The sequence below is a fragment of the Streptomyces sp. S.PB5 genome (assembly GCF_030403745.1).
Lineage (GTDB): Bacteria > Actinomycetota > Actinomycetes > Streptomycetales > Streptomycetaceae > Streptomyces.
Map to the genome: position 1 here is coordinate 262,235 of NZ_JAQMWP010000011.1, position 19,618 is coordinate 281,852.

Annotated in this window: 13 protein-coding genes; 9 read left to right on the forward strand and 4 right to left on the reverse strand. The window is 70.8% G+C overall.

The annotated features are described in order from the left end of the window. The 3 genes from PH203_RS28975 to PH203_RS28985 are packed head-to-tail and all read right to left on the reverse strand — an operon-like array spanning position 1 to position 7,572. On the reverse strand, positions 1-1,353 hold the full coding sequence (locus tag PH203_RS28975; RefSeq protein WP_289923551.1) for a hypothetical protein: 1,353 nt from the start codon (positions 1,351-1,353) through the stop codon (positions 1-3). Positions 1,354-1,358: 5 nt separating this feature from the next. Beyond that, a complete protein-coding gene (locus tag PH203_RS28980; RefSeq protein WP_289923552.1) occupies positions 1,359-4,961 on the reverse strand; it encodes a hypothetical protein in 3,603 nt (1,200 codons plus the stop codon). 13 nt (positions 4,962-4,974) lie between these two features. Beyond that, entirely contained in the window at positions 4,975-7,572 is a 2,598-nt protein-coding gene (locus PH203_RS28985) for a hypothetical protein (protein WP_289923553.1), read from the reverse strand. Positions 7,573-7,828: 256 nt separating this feature from the next. Here PH203_RS28985 and PH203_RS28990 point away from each other — a divergent pair, with 256 nt between their 5' ends. The 9 genes from PH203_RS28990 to PH203_RS29030 are packed head-to-tail and all read left to right on the forward strand — an operon-like array spanning position 7,829 to position 17,066. Beyond that, positions 7,829-9,559 (forward strand): dynamin family protein, encoded by a 1,731-nt coding sequence (locus PH203_RS28990; RefSeq protein WP_289923554.1) that lies wholly within the window; start codon positions 7,829-7,831, stop codon positions 9,557-9,559. Continuing rightward, a complete protein-coding gene (locus PH203_RS28995) occupies positions 9,556-10,365 on the forward strand; it encodes a C39 family peptidase (RefSeq protein WP_289923555.1) in 810 nt (269 codons plus the stop codon). The genes PH203_RS28990 and PH203_RS28995 overlap by 4 nt, the downstream gene beginning before the upstream one ends. Before the next feature lies 1 nt (position 10,366). Continuing rightward, positions 10,367-11,011, forward strand: a complete 645-nt coding sequence (locus tag PH203_RS29000; protein WP_289923556.1) for a hypothetical protein — start codon at positions 10,367-10,369, stop codon at positions 11,009-11,011. Then, positions 10,992-11,561 (forward strand): hypothetical protein, encoded by a 570-nt coding sequence (locus PH203_RS29005; RefSeq protein WP_289923558.1) that lies wholly within the window; start codon positions 10,992-10,994, stop codon positions 11,559-11,561. Before PH203_RS29000 ends, PH203_RS29005 begins: the two co-directional genes overlap by 20 nt. A gap of 6 nt (positions 11,562-11,567) precedes the next feature. After that, the gene (locus tag PH203_RS29010) at positions 11,568-13,790 is read left to right on the forward strand and encodes a dynamin family protein (protein WP_289923560.1); all 2,223 of its coding nucleotides are present in this window, start codon (positions 11,568-11,570) and stop codon (positions 13,788-13,790) included. Continuing rightward, on the forward strand, positions 13,787-15,097 hold the full coding sequence (locus PH203_RS29015; protein ID WP_289923561.1) for an Hsp70 family protein: 1,311 nt from the start codon (positions 13,787-13,789) through the stop codon (positions 15,095-15,097). The genes PH203_RS29010 and PH203_RS29015 overlap by 4 nt, the downstream gene beginning before the upstream one ends. Continuing rightward, entirely contained in the window at positions 15,084-15,545 is a 462-nt protein-coding gene (locus PH203_RS29020; protein ID WP_289923562.1) for a hypothetical protein, read from the forward strand. The genes PH203_RS29015 and PH203_RS29020 overlap by 14 nt, the downstream gene beginning before the upstream one ends. Before the next feature lie 28 nt (positions 15,546-15,573). Continuing rightward, positions 15,574-16,224 (forward strand): hypothetical protein, encoded by a 651-nt coding sequence (locus PH203_RS29025; RefSeq protein WP_289923563.1) that lies wholly within the window; start codon positions 15,574-15,576, stop codon positions 16,222-16,224. Next, positions 16,221-17,066 carry a CHAT domain-containing protein gene (locus PH203_RS29030; protein WP_289923564.1) on the forward strand — a complete coding sequence of 282 codons (846 nt, stop codon included), beginning with the start codon at positions 16,221-16,223 and terminating at the stop codon, positions 17,064-17,066. The genes PH203_RS29025 and PH203_RS29030 overlap by 4 nt, the downstream gene beginning before the upstream one ends. On the opposite strand, the gene PH203_RS29035 is transcribed toward PH203_RS29030, so the two are convergent. Continuing rightward, positions 17,063-19,582: a caspase family protein gene (locus PH203_RS29035; protein WP_289923565.1), complete on the reverse strand. Its 2,520-nt coding sequence runs from the start codon at positions 19,580-19,582 to the stop codon at positions 17,063-17,065. The genes PH203_RS29030 and PH203_RS29035 overlap by 4 nt on opposite strands. Positions 19,583-19,618 lie beyond the last annotated feature (36 nt).

Here is a 19,618-nt window from a genome sequence, read left to right on the forward strand (position 1 = left end):
TCACCCCCGATACACCACCCGCCCCGGCAGCTCCCTGCCGTCGATCCGCGCCCAAAGCCGCAGGCCGGCGAGTACCTGGCCCTTGCGTCCCCCTGCGTCCAGCGGGATGTCGTTGCCACCGGTCCGCTGCCGGGCTTCGCGGTAGAAGGGGGCCAGGACCTCCACGGCGACGTCGGCGCCCCTGCCGCGCGCCCTCCGGCGCACTTCGAGTACGGCCCGCTGGGACGCCTCCGCGACCTCGGCCCACCAACTGCCGGTCGCCGCCGGGGGCAGGTGCACCACTGAGCACAGGGCTTCGTCCACGGCCAGCGCCGCATGGAGTTCCGCCGCGGAGTCCTGGGACCGGCGAGCGGCGAGGCGGCTGATCCGCTGAGCGAGTTCCTGCCGATAGGCAAGGCGGTGGGCCGGGTCGCGCAGCGAGACGGTGCCCCGGTGTGTGAGGCTCTCCACACAGTGGTGCAGCTGGTCGTCGAGTTCACCGAGTCCGGCGACCCAGCCCGCGAGTACGACCCACACCGGCAGCTGCGGCTGGCCCTCGCCGACGGGCGCGGTGCCAGGCGTCTCCTCGCAATCCGCCGCCTCCAGAGCCCACGGCGCTGCTTCCCCTCGCACACCCAATCGCACTCCGGCCGATTGGTATCGGGGGAGCGCCGGCACCAGGACCTGTTCACGGTCGAGCGCTCGCCATTCGACCCATTCAGCTCCGGCCGGGTCCGCCAGCGCCAACTGACCTGCTCTCTCTCGCCACTTGGGGACGTGCACAGTCGGCAGTCGCAGCATCGCCAGATGGAACCAACGCCACAGCGCCGGGGTGTCAGCGCTCGACGGGAGCTGCACCGGTCCGAGGTAGTCGACTGCTTCCGGACTTGCCACGAACTCCCCTACGAGGGCGGAGAGTTCGGGGTCCGCGCCTGAGCCCGGCCGGTGGACGCCCGCGGCCGAGGGGGTCCGGTCGAGGGAAGTGGGCACGGGCGCCTCCCGCACTGCTGCGGCGGCCGACACCGCAGCGGGGTCGTCCGCAGTGGCACAGGGCGCCGGGTGCGGCACCGCAGCGAGCACGGCTGCGGTGGACGTTCCGGGAACCACTTCGGCCCCCGTACCCGACGGGCCGCGGACTGTCTTTCCGTCGGATCTCGGCATGGTGGCCGCCGGTGCGGGCAGCCCCGCCGCACCGGCGGCCAGAATCGACTCCACCTCCCGCAACACTGCGCGGCACTCCTCGACTCCGGGGTCGTCGGGCAGGGCGGCGAGGAGTTCACACAGGACGGAGTGCAGTCCGACAAGTTGAGCACGGGCCGTGAGTGCGAGGTACGAGCCCGGGGCCCGGCTCAGCAGTGTCCTGAGAGCGTCCATGGCAGTCAGTGCCTGCCGTTGAACGGATCGCGTTCGGCGATGTGTGCCGCCGTCGCGTCGTTCATGCCCACCCGGAACACCGCCCCGACGTTGTGCCACATGTCGGCGATGGAGTCAGCCGCCCAATAGGGGACCGGCGTCCGGTGTACCCGCAGCCGACCGTGCTCGTCGAGGGTCGCCACGTACTCGACACCCTCGTGGTGGGCGCTTCCTTCGTCGCGGGGTTCCCTCCGGGCGGCCGTGTTCGGCTCCCTCGACTCACGGTCGGGAACATTCACGACATCCACGAGCTCCAGCGCCCGGTCCGGCTGGGTGGGATACCGCAGATAGAACGACCAGCCGTCATGCGGAGGCGGAGGCAGCGGTTCACTCATCCGACCGCGGACGACGCGCGCACCGGCGGCAACGCTCTCCCGGAACAGCAGATTGAACCAGACCGGGCCCGAAGCGTCCGGCTCGGTCCGGCCGGCCTCCGGGTCCGGCCCGGACCGCGGATCCTCGGTCAGGCTGAAGACCACGGTCCCACGGTCCGGGCGGTCTCCGGCCACCCGGGTGTCCACCACGATCTCCATGGGTGTCCACTGACCGTCCGCTCCATCGTCGAGGTTCACCTGCGTATGGGGCCTGCCGTGCACCTCGTACTGCGGCTCCCCGCGGACCAGATGGAGGTGGAGGGAGAGATCCGCGTCGACCTCGACCTGGAACCGGACCTGCCGCGACCACTCCTCCAGGTCGAGGGTGAAGTGCGGTTCCCTCCGGCTCAACCAGTCGTCGGGGTCGAAGGCACCCCATTCGACCCAGCTGGTGCCGGTGCCGCGGTGGACGCGCAGGCTCTTGGGCTGCCGCTCCCACTTGCTGCGGATCGCCCATGTTCCGCCCGGACCGATGGGACTGAGCTGGTCTCCCACCTTCAGCAGGGCGTACGTGGGTGTGGCCGCCGCTCCCAACTGGAAGGTGGCGGCGAAGTCGCAGGGCAGGTAGTAGCGAAGGTTGTCGACCTCGATGCGCAGTACGTAGCGGCCTCGTCCCAGCACACCCTGTGCGTTGCTCTCGTCGTGGGCGAAGCGACGGACGTGATGCCCCCAGCAGGCGCCGATCGACGTGGCCAGCTTGCCGTACTGCTCCTCCACGGCGATCCCGGCCGAGTTCCAGCGCACGCCGCTCTCCCGAAGGAGTCTGCGTTCGAGGGTCCGGCGGATCAGCGGCATCCGGCTGCTCTTGCCACTGAGGAAGATCCGGTCGAGTTCACCGTCCTGCAAGCCGTTCTGGGCGAGGGCCACCACCAGGTCCATGATCTCGTCCAGGACAGGGGTCATCAGCCGTTCGAAGCGGGCGCCGTCCATGGCCGGTGCCCACTGCGTCCCGAGAGCGTCGGGCACACCCAGGCGGGTCAGCACGGCCTCCAGCGCCTCGGGCTGAGGCCGGTGGTCCGCAAGGTCGGCCCCTGCCTGGATCTTCGCGTCCTCCGCGAGCCGCCACAGCAGCCAGAACGTCTGCTCGGCCTCGGCGGCCGATGCCGACGGAAGGCCTTCCCAGCGGGTGGGGACGACGAGGTCGACCAGGTCGTCCGGATAGTCCTCCGCCTCGGCGTCCCTGGCGAGCAGGCTGCCCGGAACGTACTGCCCGTCCATGGCATAGGGCGACTTGAGAGTCGCCACGACCCGCTCATGGCGGTCCGGCCACCGGGTCAGGAGGTGATCGGCGAATGCCGCTTTGTACCAGCGGAACAGACGCAGCGTCATGAGATCGCCGCCCAGCTGCAGATGGCCGGTGGAGCCGAGCAGCTTGGGGGTCAGCGCATACAGACGGCCGGTGAACCGGACGTCCTGGCCGGGAGCGGGGTCCGGAGTGTTGTCCCGCAGTCGCAGGTTGATCAGGGCCAGGTCGCTGGTGCCCCCGCCGATGTCCAGGACCATGACGTTCTGCTGCCAGGCACGGGAATTGCCCGGCAGCGGCCGGCAGCGGGCCCGGAACGCCTCGACACCGGCTGCGAAGTCACCGCCGAAGTCCCGCATGATGAAGAACAGGGCCGCCGCCACCGCCTCGTCGAACTGTGTGTCCACGAGAGTGACGCCGAGCCCGTCCACGCCTTTGCCGTTCCCGCCGACGAGTTGACGCAGTCGCCGTCGGACACCGGGCGGCGCGATCGTCGGGTACGTCATGACGACGTGGTCGATCCTGCCCTGGTCGAACTCCTTGGGGTTGGCGGTGATGAACTCGTCGCTCTGGTCCAGGAGGTAGCGCAGACCCTCACGGATGAGGTCGTCGGCGGTGGTGGGCGTGCCATCGGCACGCGTCGGCAGCTCCGGCATGGGCTGGTCGCGGCCGAGGTACTGCTTCAGCCCCCGGTAGGCGCGCGGGGCGCCGTCCGCCGTGCCGCCCACCGCGACGCGTTCCTCACCCATCCGCACCCGCAACTCGGGCTGGGTGTCGACCACTTCGACCCGGCTGGCGAGTTCGGTTCCGCCCGACTGGTCGAGATCGACGGGAAACAGCCGCAGCACATCCAGCGGCAGTTCGTCGAAGGCATGGTCGAAGCAGGCGTGGAGCAGCGGCGCGACAGCTCCGCGCAACCGGTCGTCCCTCGATGCGAGGCGCAGTTCGAGCGCGGTGTAGAGCGCGTGGAGCCAGCCGTCCCCGCCCTGGCCCCCGACCAGAGCGTCGGCCAGGGCTCGCCCCGGTTCCGCACGGGCGTCGTACGTCACGGCCTCCTCGGTCTCCCGCATCGGGAGCAGTTGGCGCGCCACGTCGTCCAGGAGTTCGCGCCACTGGGCCCGCTCCCTCCCCGGCACCGCGGGGTCGGAGAGCAGGCGGACGAGTTCACGACGCAGCCGCGCCTCCTGCTGTCGCGACATGGCGCGCACGTCGAGCTGTCGCATGTCGTGAATCGTCACCGTCGAGTTGGTGGTGCCGAAGTCGACGGCTGCGAACCCGCGGTGTCGTTGCACATGGTCGGGGACTCGCTGCGCGGGGGTACGGGGCGTGTCACCGACCGGGCCCGAGGCGTGGTGGACGGTCGCGTCAGAACTGCGGGAGGTCGCGGCCCACGGCGCAGCGGGAGCCGCCCCTGGCGCCTCGGTCGTGGTGGGCGCGGTCCACTGCGCGGGGTCGTACCAGGTTCCGGACCCGTCCTCGGCCCGCGATCGTGAGGCCGTCGCCGGGGGCGTGCGAGGTGTCGGCCGGCCTTCCGCCGGGCCCAGGCGGAGCGTGGTGGTGGCTCGCGTCGTGCGCAGTGTGCTGCCAGGGCGTCCTGCGGCCATGGCCTTCTCCTCGTACTGGACGAGCACGGCCAGAGGCAGGCCGGTGCCGCTCGGTACAGCGGTCAGGCGTACAGGTCCGGCTGCGGGCACGACGGTCTGCCCGGTGAGGGCGCGCCCCTCCCCCGCACGCCACAGTTCGCGCAGCACGGCCAGTTCGTCCGCGGGGAGGCCGGACGGGCCGGTGACCTCGACCGAGCGGATCAGCACTCCTCCCGTGCCCGGTGTCGGCACCAGTTCGAGGGCGGGCAGGGTGAGCGCGGAGGCCGGGCCGAGCAGGGTGAAACCATCCCCGGCGGGGTCGGCCAGGCAGGAGGGGCTCGAGGAGCTGAAGAGGGCGAGCAGTCCCATGGCGTCTCCCGGGTCAGTTGCCGGTGGGGGTCCGTGGCCGATTGCGGACCGGCCCGGGCGGAGGGGTGGCCTCCAGTCGCGCGGCCAGATCCAGGGGGGCCGTCCGCGACTCCCCGCTCTCCGGCCCGATGCCGGTGAGGAGCAGGTCGAGGGTGTCGTGAGCCATCACGGTGCGCTCACGGGCGGCGATGATCGATTCGGCTGCCGCGGCGAGTGCGGCCTGTTCCTTGCCCAGTTGGGTGTATGCCAACTGCAGGAGCGCGGCGACCAGTTCCCGGCGGATCCGGACCGCGTGCACGATGTGCCGCTCCAGCGCGTCCTTGGCACCCGGCTGCTCAGGGTGCCAGGGCAGGCAGCGATCCCGGCGCAGCGGGAACGCCGTGTCGACGGCCGCCGGGTCCGGCTCCGGCGCGTCACGCCTGCGCACGCGGTCGCGCCAGTCCTCCGCCCGCGTGGCCGCGAACAGTTCGAGAAACCGCTGCATTCGGGGTGCGGGCAGAGGTCCGCGCTGCCTCTCCTGGGCGATCAGCTGCCGCCACCGGTCGCCGAGTTCCTCCATCGTGTCGCGGTGGCGTTCCAGCCGCGCCTCGTAGCCGGCCCGTACCTGGTCGTGGACGAGCCTCAGCAGCACGGTGTGGCTGGTGTGAAACCTCGGCAGCAGGTCGTCCGGGTGGCCGGTGACGCCGTGGGGTGGTTCGACGGCCTGGTCGACGGTGTCGAGTTCGACGCCCAGGTCCGCCGCGGCCGCCAGCACGCTGTCACTGAACGCCTGGTCCTCGTCCGTCCAGGCCGCGCGTCCCACCGTGATCACCTGTTTGTCCCGGTCGACCGAGGCGAAGATCTCCTTCCATTCCGGCCAGGCCGCGACCAGTTTGGCGGCCTCGTCGGTGACGCGCCGCCGCAGGGCGTCGTCGGCCCGCGCGGAGTCCGGCACCAGTCCGAGCACCAGGCTGTCGCGCAGATCGTTCAGCAGCCGTCGTGTCTCGTCGAGCGTCTGCTGGATCTCCCGGACGGCGGGCGGGTACTCGGCCTCGGGGTGCACCTCCTTCTCGGCGGCGACCAGTGCCAGCCGCATACGGTCCACCGCTCTGGCGCGCCGCCGCACCGCGTCTTCCCGGATGGCTCCGCCGTGGTGCACGGCATGACGGACGAGCTGCCCGCGCAGCAGGTCGAGACCGCCGTCCCGGGAGAACTCGCGTAATGCCCTGCCCAGCGGCGTACCCGGATCGTCCTCGTCCAGACGGTCGGCGACCTTTCCCCACAGCTCGCCGGTCTGTGTCAGCAGGTCGTCCTCCAGGGTGGGCCGTGACCGACCGCGCGAGACCGTGTCGTCCGGCAGGGCGCCGGCCCGGTTCAGCGCGGCCAGTCCCGCCATGGCCGAGACGAGCACGAGCTGCTTGCGCTGCCCGGGCGGCAGCAGTCGCTGGGCGGCCTCCACGATCTGGTCCAGGACGGCCGTGTCCGGCAGTCCCCGCAGCCGCCGTTCGGTAAGGGGTTCGGGAGAGCTGCGCAGCAGCGCCCGGAGTGCCTCGGGTTCGAGGGGCATCTGGTCGAAACGGCCGCCTGCCACCAGCAGACTCTCCCGCAGCACCTCGTCCGGTCGGCGTTCCCGCCCGTCCGCGGTGGGTTCGCGCAGCATGTCGAAGAAATCCTGCTCGCTGGAGACCGGACCTCGCTGGGCGTTCATGAGAACGAGGACGGTGTGGATGTCCCGCAGTTCCCTGCGGCTGAGGAACCGGTCGCGTTCCCCGGACTGAGGGCTGTTGAGACCCGGAAAGTCCATCAGGGTCAGTGCCCCCACGCCCTGGAGATCCCAGACCCGGCGCGGTACCCGCACCCTGAGTTCCACCTTCCGGATCAGTGGGACACAGGCGGCCAGCATGTCGTCGGGGATCCCGCTCTGACCTCCGTCGCCCGCGCCGGCCCCGCCGTCGCTCTCCGCCGACAGTCGCACCTCCGGCAGCACCATGGCGCGTTTGGCCTGGGCGTCGGAGAGTTCGTAGCGTCGGCCGAGCAGTGGTGCCCCGCGCTCGTACGCCGTGTGCAGCAGCCCGACCTCGTCGGCGACCGACCGGAATCTCGTGCCCTTGACGGTGCCGCCGTACCTGTCGCACCACTCGACGAGGGCGTCCCAGCCGTCCGGGCCGGGGCGGGCCGCGCGCAGCTCGCCCAGCCGGGGTCCGGCCAGGTCCTCAAGACGCGCCAACTCCTGAAGCCTGCCGTGCAGATGGCTCATGAGTTCGGTGATCTCCGCCGCCGTGCAGTAGCGGACCGCACGTTCTTCCAGCAGCGAGGAGCCGCCGTCCGTCGCCGACTGGGTGACGTGAAGGCACGTGACGTTCCCGGTGGTCGCCACATCGCTCACGGCCAGCAGGCCGGGCAGCCCGAGCAGGGTCTCGATCAGCAGGGACTTGCCGGCGCCGAACTCACCGACCACCCCCACCGAGAGAGGCCCCCGCGCCTCTCCGAGCAGATGGGCGACGGCGGACCTGAATTCCGTGCGCCCGGCGCGCAGTTCGTGATCCTCGGCGGCTGCGCCCGGATCGGTCCGGTCCAGGGTCTCCAGCATCGCGACCGCCCACTGGACGTACTGTTCCACGCTGCCGCCCACGCCACGGCCTCCCCCTGCGCCTCCCCCACTGCGAAGGTCCGCCTGATCACCCCTGAACCGGCGCACATCCCTTGCAGTCGACGCTCACGGCACTGTCCCGCGAGTTCCGGTGCCCGGCAAGCCTTTTCGGTAAATGACCTGCAATACGCCAGCAGTTGCCGCAAAACTCTCCACAGGGGACCTCCGCGCTGCCACACTCTGCTCTCGTCGGCGCACGGGGGCAGGCAGCCGCCTGGCGACGGCCTCGGGGGATTTCATGTTGCACCCACACCCGGTTCCGCTCACCACTCCGTCGGAACCCGAACACCATCAGCTTTTCGACCGGATCGCCCAGGCGGTCGACTCCGACGACCCCGTCGGAGTCGACCTGCTGTCCGCCGCCCTCGCCGCACGGACCCGCATGACACAGCCGATGCGGGTGGCCGTGGCCGGGCAGATCAAACGCGGCAAGTCGACGCTGGTCAACGCGCTCCTCGGCGAGGAGATCTCCGACACCGGGCAGCTGGAACTGACCTTCAACGTCTGTGAGTTCCACCATGCCGAGCGCCCTCGGCTGCTCGTCCACTTCAAGGACGGACGGGCACCCGAGGAATGGCAGGGCAGAGCACTGTCCAGGCTGACCGCGCGCACATCCGACGGGCTGCACCTGCTGCGCTCGATCCGCAAGGTGGAAGTCGGACGGCCCGCCCCGCTGTTGCGCCGCTTCCGGCTCGTGGACACCCCGGGCCTGGGCAGTGTCCTGGGGACCGACGCCGAGAACACGCTCGCCTTCCTGGGCATCGACGATCCCGCGGAGCAGGCGGAGGCCGCCCGCGTGCTCAAGGAGCTCGGCCAGGACGCCCGTTCGGTGCACACCGAGAGTGCGGCCGAGATGGACCGGGCGGACGCCGTCGTCTTCGTGTTCAGCCGGGGGCTGGGCCGGGCCGACCAGCAGGCGGTGGAGTCCTTCGCCGGCTCGTACGGAGAGGTGGTCAGCCCGCTGAAGGCGTTCGGCGTACTGTCCCGCAGCGACCAGTACTGGCCCCCGGCGGGTGAGACGGACCGGGACGGAATGCCCGTGGACGCGTACGACCACGACCCGATGGCTACCGCTCGCCGTATCGCGGACTCGTACCTGGAACGGCCCGCCGTCCGGCGCGTGTTCCGCACGATCGTCCCGGTCTCCGGACTGCTCGGGGTGGGTGCCCAGTGCATGCCGTCCGACTGCTTCGGACCGCTCGCGGACCTGGCGAAGGTGCCGCCGCGCAAGCTGGCCGATCGTATGGAGGACGTCCATCTGTTCTGTGTGCGGGAGTACCCGGACCTGCCCGTCCCGCCCGGGATCCGGGCCGGCCTCGTGGAGCGCCTGGGGGCCTGGGGGGTGTTCCTGGCGTGCGGGTTCCTGCGCGACGGGCTGGACGAGGAATCGGTGCGCCGGCAGTTGCTGCGGCGCAGCGGGGTCACCGAGCTGCGGGAACTGGTCCTGCGGCACTTCGGCAACCGCGCGGCACTGATCAAGCTGGATCACGGGCAGCGTGAAATCGCGGCCGAGGTGTCCAGGCTGCGGTCGGCGGCACAGCGTTCGGGGCAGCGGGTACCCCAGGTGGCCGACTCCGTCGCACGACTGCTCGAGAGCGCGCGGATGAGTGACCCGGGGCCGTCCGAACTCGCCGCGCTGGGCGCCCACTACCGCGGCCTGCTGACTCTGACGCAGGCGGAGGAGGCCCAGCTGCTGGCGGTCACCGGAGAACGGGGCACCAGCTGCGCGGCCCGGCTCGGACTGCCGCGGGACACTCCGGTCGACGTCCTGCTGACCACGGCCCGTACCCGTGCCGCCCACTGGGCCGCCCGCGCGGCGGACCCACTGCTCGACCGGCAGACGCGCACCACGGCACGCGTGGTGCTGCGGTCGCACGAACGCGTCGCGGATCTCGTGGACCGCGCACGCGTGCTGCTGTACGGCGAGGACGAACCCGTCGGACCGAATGACGAGCGGAGTGACCCATGAGCTGGGATCCGTACGACCCGGGCGCGGATCCGGGCATCGACCCGGGAGCGGACCCGACGGCCCTGGTGGACCCCACGGTCGACTTGGATCCGACGGCCGGCACCGACCCGACGGGCCTGATGGATCCCGTGGACCCCTTCGCAGACCCGTTCAGCGAAGTGGGCGAGATCCCGGACGCCGTGCCGTCCGCCGACGGAGTGCCGGATCTGCCGAACTTCGACCCCGCGGCGAGCGATCCCTCCGCCGTGACCGGTTCCCCCGGCGAGGCCATGGAGGTGTGGCAGCAGCACACCGGGGAGAACGGCTGTGCCATCGGCGCACAGGGAATGGTCCTGGAGTACCTGACGGGCGAGCGGATCAGCGAGGAACAACTCACCCAGGAGGCGGCGAGCCAGGGCTGGTTCGACGGAACGGGCACCGCGCCCGCCGACGTGGGCAATCTGCTCGAACTGCACGGCGTCCCGGTGCAGCAGATCGAGGGCGCGTCGCTGGAGCAGTTGGAGACGGTGCTCGCGGACGGTGGCGCCCCCATCGTCGGTCTCGACGCGGACGAGATCTGGGCCCCGGGGCACGACCCGGCCGACGAGAACGTGGGTAACCTGCCGGGCATCCCCGGCCACGGGGCCAACCACGCCGTGTGGGTCACCGGCATCGACCACAGCGACCCGGCCCACCCGATGGTCGTGCTCAACGACTCGGGCCACCCCGACGGCCAGGGCCTGGCGGTGCCGGTCGATGAGTTCATGGGTGCCTGGCAGGACTCCGGCAACTTCCTCGTGGCGGCGGGCACCCAGAGGGCGGTGTGACATGACGGGGGAAGACACCGTGCGGCGCGAGGGCCTCGACGCGGAGTTGGAGGATCTCGCCGCCAGGTGTGCCGGCTGGCTCGCCGAGGAGCGGGACCGGATCGAGCAGCGGCTGCGCAGGGAGTACGAGCGAGACACGGGCAACACGGCCGGCCGGATCCGAGGAGGCACCGCGGCGGACACGCCACGACCGGACGCGCCGGCCGCGGCCGAGCCGCTGATCGGTCTGCTGGACCGGCTCGCGGAGCTGCCCGCCGTCGGATCCGCCACGGAACCCGCAGAGTCCGCCGACGGGCAAGTCGGCGATGCGGTGCTGGACTGGGTACGCCGCCGTGTACTGGCCGCACTGGCCGCGACCGGTGTCACCCCGGTCGAGGACACCGGCACCGTGGATCCCACCCGGCACAACGTGGTGGCGACCCGTGCCGATCCCTCGGGGCTGCGCTGCGGAGCCATCGCGGAGACGGTGCGCCCGGGCTATCTCTGGGGCCAGGCGATGCTGCGCCACCAAGAGGTCGTCGCCTATGTACCGCCCCCCAAACCGGGGTCCACCCCGGGCGCGTCTCCCGCCCCAGCAGACGACCCACCGGACGACCCACCAGACGACCAGGAAGGCGGCGCACCGGATGACGACGACCCACGCTGACCCGGCCATGACGCGGACCGAGGCACTGAGCCGGGAGTTCCGCCGCTCGCGGATGTTCCACCAGCTCGTTCCGATGGAGTCAGGCATCGGCTGGCCAGTGCCCGTGCCGGTCGTGCAGGACGGCGCGCCCCGCGTCTACGCGCGACTGCCGCTGTTCGTCCTGCGTCCCGATCCCTCCGGCGGCGCCGATCTCTTCCCGCCCTTCGCCACGGCGACGTTCGACTGGTCGACGAGGCGGCTGGTGGAATACACGGACCTGCGGTTCAAAGAGCCGTACCGCTCCCGCGCGGAGTGGTCACACCCCATCGGCCGCTTCCCGCACCCTGCTGTGGACGGCCTGACCACCTCCGCGTACCGGGACCTCCGCAGCGATCTGTTCAGCCGCTACGACGAGCTGTTCGACGAGCTCGCGCGCGGACGGCAGCCCGGCGACGGATGGTCCGAGCGGTTCGACCGTCTGCTGGAGCAGTTGCTGGAACCGGGCTTGGTCCCCTACTACCGGCAGCTCGCCCCGAAGTTCCTCCACCGGCATCTGCCCGAAGAAAGGTGAACGCTCATGCCGGACAACGCCTTCAGCCGCCTGCGCTCGGACATCCTCGGCGTCTTCCCGAAACTCACCGAGCAGCTCGGCGCGGAGCTCGGCCCACGGCAGCAGGAGGTGCTCGACCAGTCGAAGGCCCGGCTGGAGCAGGGCACCTGCCACGTCGTGGTCGTCGGTGAGTTCAAGCGCGGCAAATCCACCCTGCTCAACGCCCTCGTGGAACGGCCTGGGCTGTTTCCCGTGGACGTCGACGTGGCGACGTGCGTGGTGTCCACTCTCGGCTGGGGTCCCCGTGAGCGGGCCGTGGTCCACTTCGAACCGCTGCCGGGCGAATCCGCCGCGAACCCGGTGGAGGTCGGTACGGACCGTCTGCCGGAGTTCGTCACCGAGCAGGGCAATCCGCGCAATCACAAGCGTGTCCGGCTGCTGGAGCTCCAGGCACCGGCGCCTCAACTGGAGAGCGGGCTGGTACTCGCCGACACACCGGGCGTCGGCAGCAGCAACCCCGCACACACCACCGCCACCAACGCCTTCCTGCAGAGAGCGGATGGACTGATCTTCGTCTGCGATGCCATCGAACCGCTCGCGACGTACGAACTCGACTTCCTGAGCCAGGCGCTGACGATGTGCGAGGTGGTGATCACCGTGGTCACGAAGACCGACAAGGTCCGGGATCCCGCCCCGGTGATCGCCGGCGCCCGCGAGAAGATCGCTGCACGCACCGGCCGCCCGGTCGACGACCTGGTGGTCGTCCCGGTCTCCGCCTTCCGCAAGCTCAAGTGGCTCCGCGGCCGCGACGACGACCAACTGCTCGCCGACTCCGGTTTCCCGGAACTGGACCAGGCGCTGTGGGAAGGGCTGGCCACCACGTGCGGCGGCGTCCAGCTTCGCCGGGCGCTCGACGCACTGGCCGATGCCGTGACCACGGCGGGCTCTCCCGTGGTCAACGAGCTGGCGGCCCTGGAATCGGACGAGTCGTTACGGCGCATCCGACAGGAGGTGAGCGAAACCGCCGAGCGGATGAAGCGATTGTCGGCGGGCAGCGCCGAGTGGCGTACGGACCTGCGCCAGCGCTTCGACCGGGACACCCGGCCCGCGCGGACGGCGCTCCAGAACGCCTTCAGCGCGACGTTGCGCGGCTATCAGGAGAAGGTCACCGCGGGCGCCGACCCGGGCGGGGACGAGCTGGTCGGCCAGGTGGCCTCCGAGATGCTCCAAGCCCTGAACACGGCCAACGACCAGTTGGCCGCGAGTGCCGCCTCGCTCATGGAGGAGTTCGCGCGGCGCACCAGCTTGACCCTCACCTCACCCGACGTCCCCAAACCGCCCTTCACGCCTGCCATCTCGGTCCCCACGGTTCCCCTCAACGTGCGTCCGGCGCGCTTCTGGGACATGTTCCGGGCGAGCTGGGCCACAGGGATGGCGGGCGCGGGCGCGGGTGGCACCGTCGCCCTCGTGGAACCGTTCAGCGGGCTCGCGCTGGCGATGGGCATGGGCACGATGGGCTTCGTGCACGGGGTCCGCAACCACCGCAAGGATCTCCACGAGCGTGCCGAGAAGGAACGGAACGCCCGGATGCTCCAGCTGGTCACCCAGGAGATCGCCGAGAGCCGCAGGCTCGCCACCGAGTCCTTCAACCAGGCCCACATGGACGTCGCCCAGGCTCTGATCGGAGAACTGAACACCCAGCTGGCGGCTCAGCAGGAGTCGCTGGCCGAGTCCAGCCGCAGGCTCCAGGAGGCGACCGGAAAGACCAAGGCCGACCTGGCCACGCGGCGCGGCGAGTTGCTGGCGCGGCAGCAGACCTACCGCGCCACGCAGGGTGAACTGGACCGGCTGCGCGCCCGGGTGGAGCGGCTGACCGAGGCACCGTCCAGGCGGCCGGTCCGACCACGCGCAGGGGCCGGCGTGCCGGCCGCCACGACACCGACCCGGGCTGCTTCTGCGACGGCGACTGCGACTGCGAAGAACGCGGCCGCGGACATCGCCCTGGGCGTCGCCGCAGAAGCCGCGATGGGCACGGCTTTCGCTCATGCCGGCCAGGACCCCACAGTGAAGGACGTCACGGCCGGCGACGGGGCCGAGGGCACCCCGGACCCCATGGCTGCCGGCTTCGAGGGCTCGGCCGAGGCCGTTGCCCTGTCTGCCGACCCTGAGGGCCTGGAGGCCGCCTCCGGCACCGCGTCGGCTCAGGATCTCGGCACCGCCTTCGATCCCGACCAGTTCGACGCACCGTGACCCGCGGCAGCGACCCGGCAGGACCGGTCTACGGGATCGACTTCGGCACCTGGACGTCCGCCGCGGTCGTCCTGCGCCGGGGCCATCCGCCGCTGCCGGTGCGCGATCCCGTGAGCCCCTACGGAGCCACCTCCGTGCGCAGCGCCGTCTGCGTGCTGCCGGACGGATCGGTTGTGGTGGGCCAGGCCGCGCAGAACTCACGCCTGCAGCGCCCGGACCGGTTCCGTGCCGAGTTCAAGCGGGAGTTCGGCGAGCCGTCCCCGCTTCAGCTCGGTGAGCGCAGATACACCGCGGCACAGTTGACGGCGAAAGTGCTCGGCTTTCTGGTGGAACAGGCGGGCTCCGCGGTGAACGCCGCCCCCTCCCGCGTGGTGATCACCGTACCGGCCACCTGGGAGGGCAACCGGCGTGAGCTGATGCTGAGCGCGGCCGAGGCGGCCGGGCTGCCGCGGGAGATCGTCGAGGTGCACACCGAACCGGTGGCCGCCATCGTCTACGCCCTTCAGGACCATGGCATGGACCGTGACCGCACGATCCTCGTGTACGACCTGGGCGGCGGCACCTTCGACCTGGCCGTGGCCCAGGGGACCAAGGAGGGCTTCACCGTTCTCGGTTCGCCGGGCGGCCTCTCCGACGTGGGCGGGCTCGCCATCGACGAGGCCGTACTGGGGTTGATCAGGGAGCGCTGCCCGGACACCGTGGACGCCCTGCGCCGAAGTGCCGCCGGTTCCGACGATCCCACAGCGCTGCGGCGGGCGATCCTGCTGGCCGAGGCCTGCACCATGTTCAAGCAGCAGCTTTCCGTGTCTTCCGAACACTCCGACCTGCTGACCATGCTGGACCCGCCGATCGAGGTCACACTGACCCGCACCGACCTGCGGGAAGCCATCCGGCCGCTGCTCTCGGAGACCGTCGAGGAGTGCGAACGGGTGCTCCGGGCGCACCGGCTCGACTGGAATGACATCGACCTGATCGTCCCTGTCGGCGGCAGCTCCCGGCTCCCCATGGTCGCCGATCTGCTGTACGAGCGCTCGGGCCGGACGGTCCTCAACGTGGCCGAACCGGAACTCGCCGTGGCGGTCGGCGCGGCCTGGCTGGCCAGGGGCATCGCCCCACAACAGGTGGCCACAGCCCCACCGGATCCGAGGTCCGCGTCGCCGTCCATCACGGACTCCCCGCCCACCCCGAAGAGTTCTGCGCCCTTGCCCCCTCCCCCGTCACACCTGCCCCACAAGGTCGCGGCGCTGCTGAGGGCGGGACTGAGCGACCGCATGGTGAGAGAGGCCGTACGACATGTCAGGCACTGACCTCCCTGTCACGGAACCGCTTGAACTGGCCGTTCACTGGCGGAAGTTGGTCAACGACTGGGTGCGGCTCCAGCGCCGTACCTACGAGGCCGATGCCTCTTCGGTCGGCCTGGAGTTCGACCACCCCGAGGCCGAGCGGAAGATCCAGCTCGCCTTCACCACGACCGACAACGGCATGCTGCTCATCATGGCCACCGACGACCGGTACCTGAAGGAGGAACAGCTGGCGGTGGCGGCCGCCGCGGCGAACGCCTGGAACATCGAGCAGCTCGCCCCCACACTCTCCATCTGCAATCTCGACGCGGAGCAGCCTCCGTATCTGGTGGGTTTCCACACCCTCCCGCTCGCCTGCCGAGTCACTCAGAGCACGTTCAGGACCATGGCCGACCAATGGCTCACGGCCTCCCGGAGCCTGTTCACCTGGTGCCACCGGGAGTGCCGACTCTGAGACCGGATTCCTCACCGAGGGGGAGCGCATGCCAGGCATGGAGGACTATTTCACGTTGCGCGCACAGGCTGACGCCACGCCGAGTGACGACGAAGTACGGGGGCACGCGGCGCAGAGGGCACGAGAAGCAGTGCAATGGTGCCGCGACCATCTCGGCGCCGAAGCCCCAGAGCCGGCGACTGCCCTGGTCAGGCAAGCCGGAGCGGAGTTCCGGGCGGGCTGGATACTCGACATCGACGGCAGGACCGACTGGGCGTTCGTGTTCAGCGCGGAGGAGGCGTTGAAGATCCGCCGGTCGGCCTTCGTGGAGATCGTCCGGCTGCCCGGCCGGGGCGGGCGGTACTGCGCACTCGTCATCACTTCCACACAGGTCACCGCCCTCGATCTCGGTTCCTCCCAGGACATCGACGCGTTGACCTGGGAGGCACGGATCGTACTGGAGGGGCTTGGGCGTGCGACATCCTTCCGGGACGTCCTGCCTCCGGGGCGCCGCAACGTCGACTCACAGGCCCCGCTCCTGCTGTCGAGACGTCTCCTCGAACCCCTCAGGAGCTGTCTGCGAGAATCGTCGCGGGCGATGGTCGTCCTGGACGGGCCGTTGCTGCACCTCCCCTCGGCGCACTGCCGACAGGCATCGGTTCCCGCCCTTGGCTGGCCGATGTTCCTATCGTGCACATGACCGGGATGGACGATCCCGGTCAGCTGCAGCAGCGAACCGCGCCATCGGCGCCCGGTCGCGACGTGATCGTCACCGCACCCGATTTCGATCTGCTCAGCGGACAACGCCTGGGCCGGGGGCGGTTGTTCGGAGCACTCCGAGGGGCTGGAGGCGAAGCGGACAGCATCGCCCCGCATCTGCCGGGCGCGCTGTTGCTCATGGGTGGTGACGCCGTGAAGGCGCGGGTGCGTGCCGAGCGCTCACCCCGCGTCCTGCACATAGCGACCCACGGATACGCCCTCGTCCCACCGGACGAGGACGACCCCGCCATGGACGCCATGGCCGCGCAGTTCCTCCAGGAGGGGCAGTATTCCGAGACGAGGTTCAGTCAGCTGCGCGCGCACCCCGGTCTCCGCAGCGGGTTGGCGCTCGCCGGCGCCAACACCTGGCTGTGCCACGACGACCCGGGCGTCGAGGCGGAGACCGGCCTGCTCACCACAGCCGACATTGCCGGATTCGATCTCGGCGGCACCGACCTCGTCGTGCTTTCCGCCTGCGACACCGGTCTGGGCGCCATAGGCGATCCGCAGGGCCATGCGAGCCTGCGGGCCGCGTTCCTCCGGTCGGGAGCCCGACCCGCCATAGGGAGCCTGTGGAAGGTACCCGACGACGACACACACATGCTGTTGAGACGGTTCTACGCCGCCCTGGCCGTCGGCTCCGGGAAGGCCGAAGCGCTGCGCCGGGCTCGGCTCGCGATGCAGCGGGCCGGTGCCGATCCCGCGTCCTGGGGCGCTTTCGTCTGCTACGGCGATCCCGGGCCGCTACGCCCTCTGCCGGCGCGGAGTCAGCACGATGACTAGATCCGGTCCACCTCGACGACCTCGAACACGAGCGACATGTCCTGTGCCCTGATCTGGCCTTGAGCCGGATGCCGTCCGATCCCGTCGGCTGCTCCGAAGCGCTGATGCGGAAGCAGCGTCGTCCGGTACACCCCGATGCTCGATCCGCGAGCCTGGTCGATGAGCCGGGCGGCCGTGCGGACAAGGACCGCGACAGCTGCCGCGGACCCGGCGACGAGTGCGGCGGTGGGTTCGGCGACCGCCAGGGCACTCAGCGTCGACAGGGCGGTGGACACCTCCTCGCTTGCCGTCTCGGCCGTCATCAGTTCGGCGAGGTCGACATCGGGCGAGTCGTCCCGGGCCACCCACACCGCCATGTCCAGGAACCGGTCGACCGGCCCCTCGTACACCAGCACATCGTCGAAGGGCAGTCGGTCGCCGTCCTTGATCCGGTCGAAGCGCAGCGTGGCAGTCCGGTAGGGGTCGGCGCCGTCGGCCGCGGAGGCCGTGAGCACCATGGTGTCGATGCGTACGCGTGAGCGCAGGAAGGCGCGGTTGCTGTGCACGGTCACCTCCTTGAGCCGCACCGCCACCCTGCCGGGCGCGTCGACGCCGCGTGGGGTGACCAGGCGGAACGAGGCATCGGGGCGCTCGTCGACCTCGAACACCGGCTCGTCCTCCACCGGCCTCTCCACGGAATGGAGCAGGAAGTCGAACCGCTCCACGCGCCACCGCACACCGTTGTTCCGCCGCCCTGGCGCAGGCACGTCGCGGCGGCCGGTGTCCAGTTCGGCGACCAGTCGCTCGAGTCCGTCGGTGGCGGGAAGGCCGCGCGAGGCACCGGATGTGCCCAGCCGCCCGATCCGGTCCACGGGCCGGTCCGCGACGACCAGCACGAAGCTCTCCTCCCGGGCTCGTCCGCGGGGCACCTCTTCCGGCCACACAAGAGGCATGCCCTCTTCCAGCCACTGCGGACCCAGTGCGTACTCCTCCCCGGGAGCCAGCGTCACGCCGCTGGGATCCGCCGTGGTCAGCGTGGACACGCCACCGAGCACACCGACGTCGAAGACGGTGACGTACCTGTTCTCGGCCGCCCGGTTCGTGAGACGGAGAATGAGCAGATCGCCGATGAACAGGTGCTCGCCCGGCGTAAGTTCCTCCTCCTCTCCCCCGGGCAGCCGCCGCAGACAGGTCACCTCCACGTCGGGCTGCAGCGCGTCGGCATCCACGCCCGACGGCAGCCGTCGTACCGATTCACCGACGGCGAGCGTCCGTACCGCATGGACCGCGGTCTCGGCTGACAGCGGTCCGACCGACAGGGCCTGACCGACAGCGTCGGTCACATGCGCCTCGGGGTGCTCCCCGTCCGTCAGCCGCACGGTCGCCAACGCACCGTCCGTGCTCTCCGTGGGCCGGACCCGGGCGACGTTCCAGAGATCGGCCGCGATCGCGTCACGGCCGCGATGGCCGACGGGCAATACCGCCACCGGAAGTCGGCCGAGCGCCACGTCCACCGGCCAGGCGGACACCCTCGGCGGCAGATCCGCGGCGCGCTGCGCACCACCCTTCAGCGCCAGTACGGCGTCGCCTGCCCGGACTCGCTCCACGACCGCTTCCGCCAGCCGGATCTCGGTGCCCGGTTCGAACAGCTCGTAGCGGTCTCCGACAGCCACACCGAGAACCGCGGCACGGGGCAGAACGGCGACCCCCTCGCGAACGCGGACCGGCAGCACTCCATGGCCGTCACGCTCACTCAGCGAAAACAACAGCCGGTCTGCGGGCCCTTCGACATCCGGCCGCTGCGGCAACGCGTCGACCGGAATCGAGGTCCGTACCGTCTCCAGCACGTCCAGCCAGGTGAGCGCGCCGACGTCGGCCTCGGTGAGCAGCCGCACCAGGGCCGAGGTGAGGACACCGTGCCGTCGGCCGAGCCGCATGTCATCGACCTCGTACGCGCTCTGGTCGGGTGCGCAGGCGACCACCCGCACCGCATACGGGTTCGCCTCCCCTCCGCGGGGCCGGTCGGCCCGCGCCTCGCGCCAGCGCCGGACCAGGTCGTCCTCCGGGAACGCCAACTGGTCCTCGGCCTTCGGCAGGGCAGTGCCGGACCGGGACATCCGGGCGGCGTGGCAGCAGTCCAGGATCACGGTCACGTTCCTGGACCGGTCGGTCAACTGCATTTGCAGCTGCGTCAGTTCCTCGGCCAGCACGCAACGAGCACGGCGCCCGGAGCGGTCGTCGCAGTCCGTCGGCACGATGTACTGCAGCCACGTCGGCAGCGTCCGGTCCTGTACCGCGAGGGGGTTTCGCAGGCGGCCGCCGTGACCGGAGTAGTAGACGACGGCCGTGTCGTCCGGGCCGGTGTCTTCGACCAACCCCCTGTAGTGGGAGACGATCGCGTCGGTGGTGGCGTCTCGACCGGTGGCCGAGAGGACGGTGAAGCCGAACCCGGTCAGCGCCTCGCGCATCACCTCGACATCGGCGTGCACACCCCTCAGCCCACGTGTTTGACTTCCGATCAGGAGAGCTCGCCGCATCACAGACCCCCGGGTCGCGGATTCCAGGCCGGAGAA

Excerpts from the sequence above, each read along its gene's own strand:
- PH203_RS28990 (WP_289923554.1), top strand. The coding sequence starts at position 7,829 with ATGTTGCACCCACACCCGGTTCCGCTCACCACTCCGTCGGAACCCGAA.
- PH203_RS29035 (WP_289923565.1), bottom strand. The coding sequence starts at position 19,582 with ATGCGGCGAGCTCTCCTGATCGGAAGTCAAACACGTGGGCTGAGGGGT.
- PH203_RS28980 (WP_289923552.1), bottom strand. The coding sequence starts at position 4,961 with ATGGGACTGCTCGCCCTCTTCAGCTCCTCGAGCCCCTCCTGCCTGGCC.
- PH203_RS29010 (WP_289923560.1), top strand. The coding sequence starts at position 11,568 with ATGCCGGACAACGCCTTCAGCCGCCTGCGCTCGGACATCCTCGGCGTC.
- PH203_RS29030 (WP_289923564.1), top strand. The coding sequence starts at position 16,221 with ATGACCGGGATGGACGATCCCGGTCAGCTGCAGCAGCGAACCGCGCCA.
- PH203_RS29005 (WP_289923558.1), top strand. The coding sequence starts at position 10,992 with ATGACGACGACCCACGCTGACCCGGCCATGACGCGGACCGAGGCACTG.
- PH203_RS29025 (WP_289923563.1), top strand. The coding sequence starts at position 15,574 with ATGCCAGGCATGGAGGACTATTTCACGTTGCGCGCACAGGCTGACGCC.
- PH203_RS29000 (WP_289923556.1), top strand. The coding sequence starts at position 10,367 with ATGACGGGGGAAGACACCGTGCGGCGCGAGGGCCTCGACGCGGAGTTG.
- PH203_RS28975 (WP_289923551.1), bottom strand. The coding sequence starts at position 1,353 with ATGGACGCTCTCAGGACACTGCTGAGCCGGGCCCCGGGCTCGTACCTC.
- PH203_RS28995 (WP_289923555.1), top strand. The coding sequence starts at position 9,556 with ATGAGCTGGGATCCGTACGACCCGGGCGCGGATCCGGGCATCGACCCG.
- PH203_RS29020 (WP_289923562.1), top strand. The coding sequence starts at position 15,084 with ATGTCAGGCACTGACCTCCCTGTCACGGAACCGCTTGAACTGGCCGTT.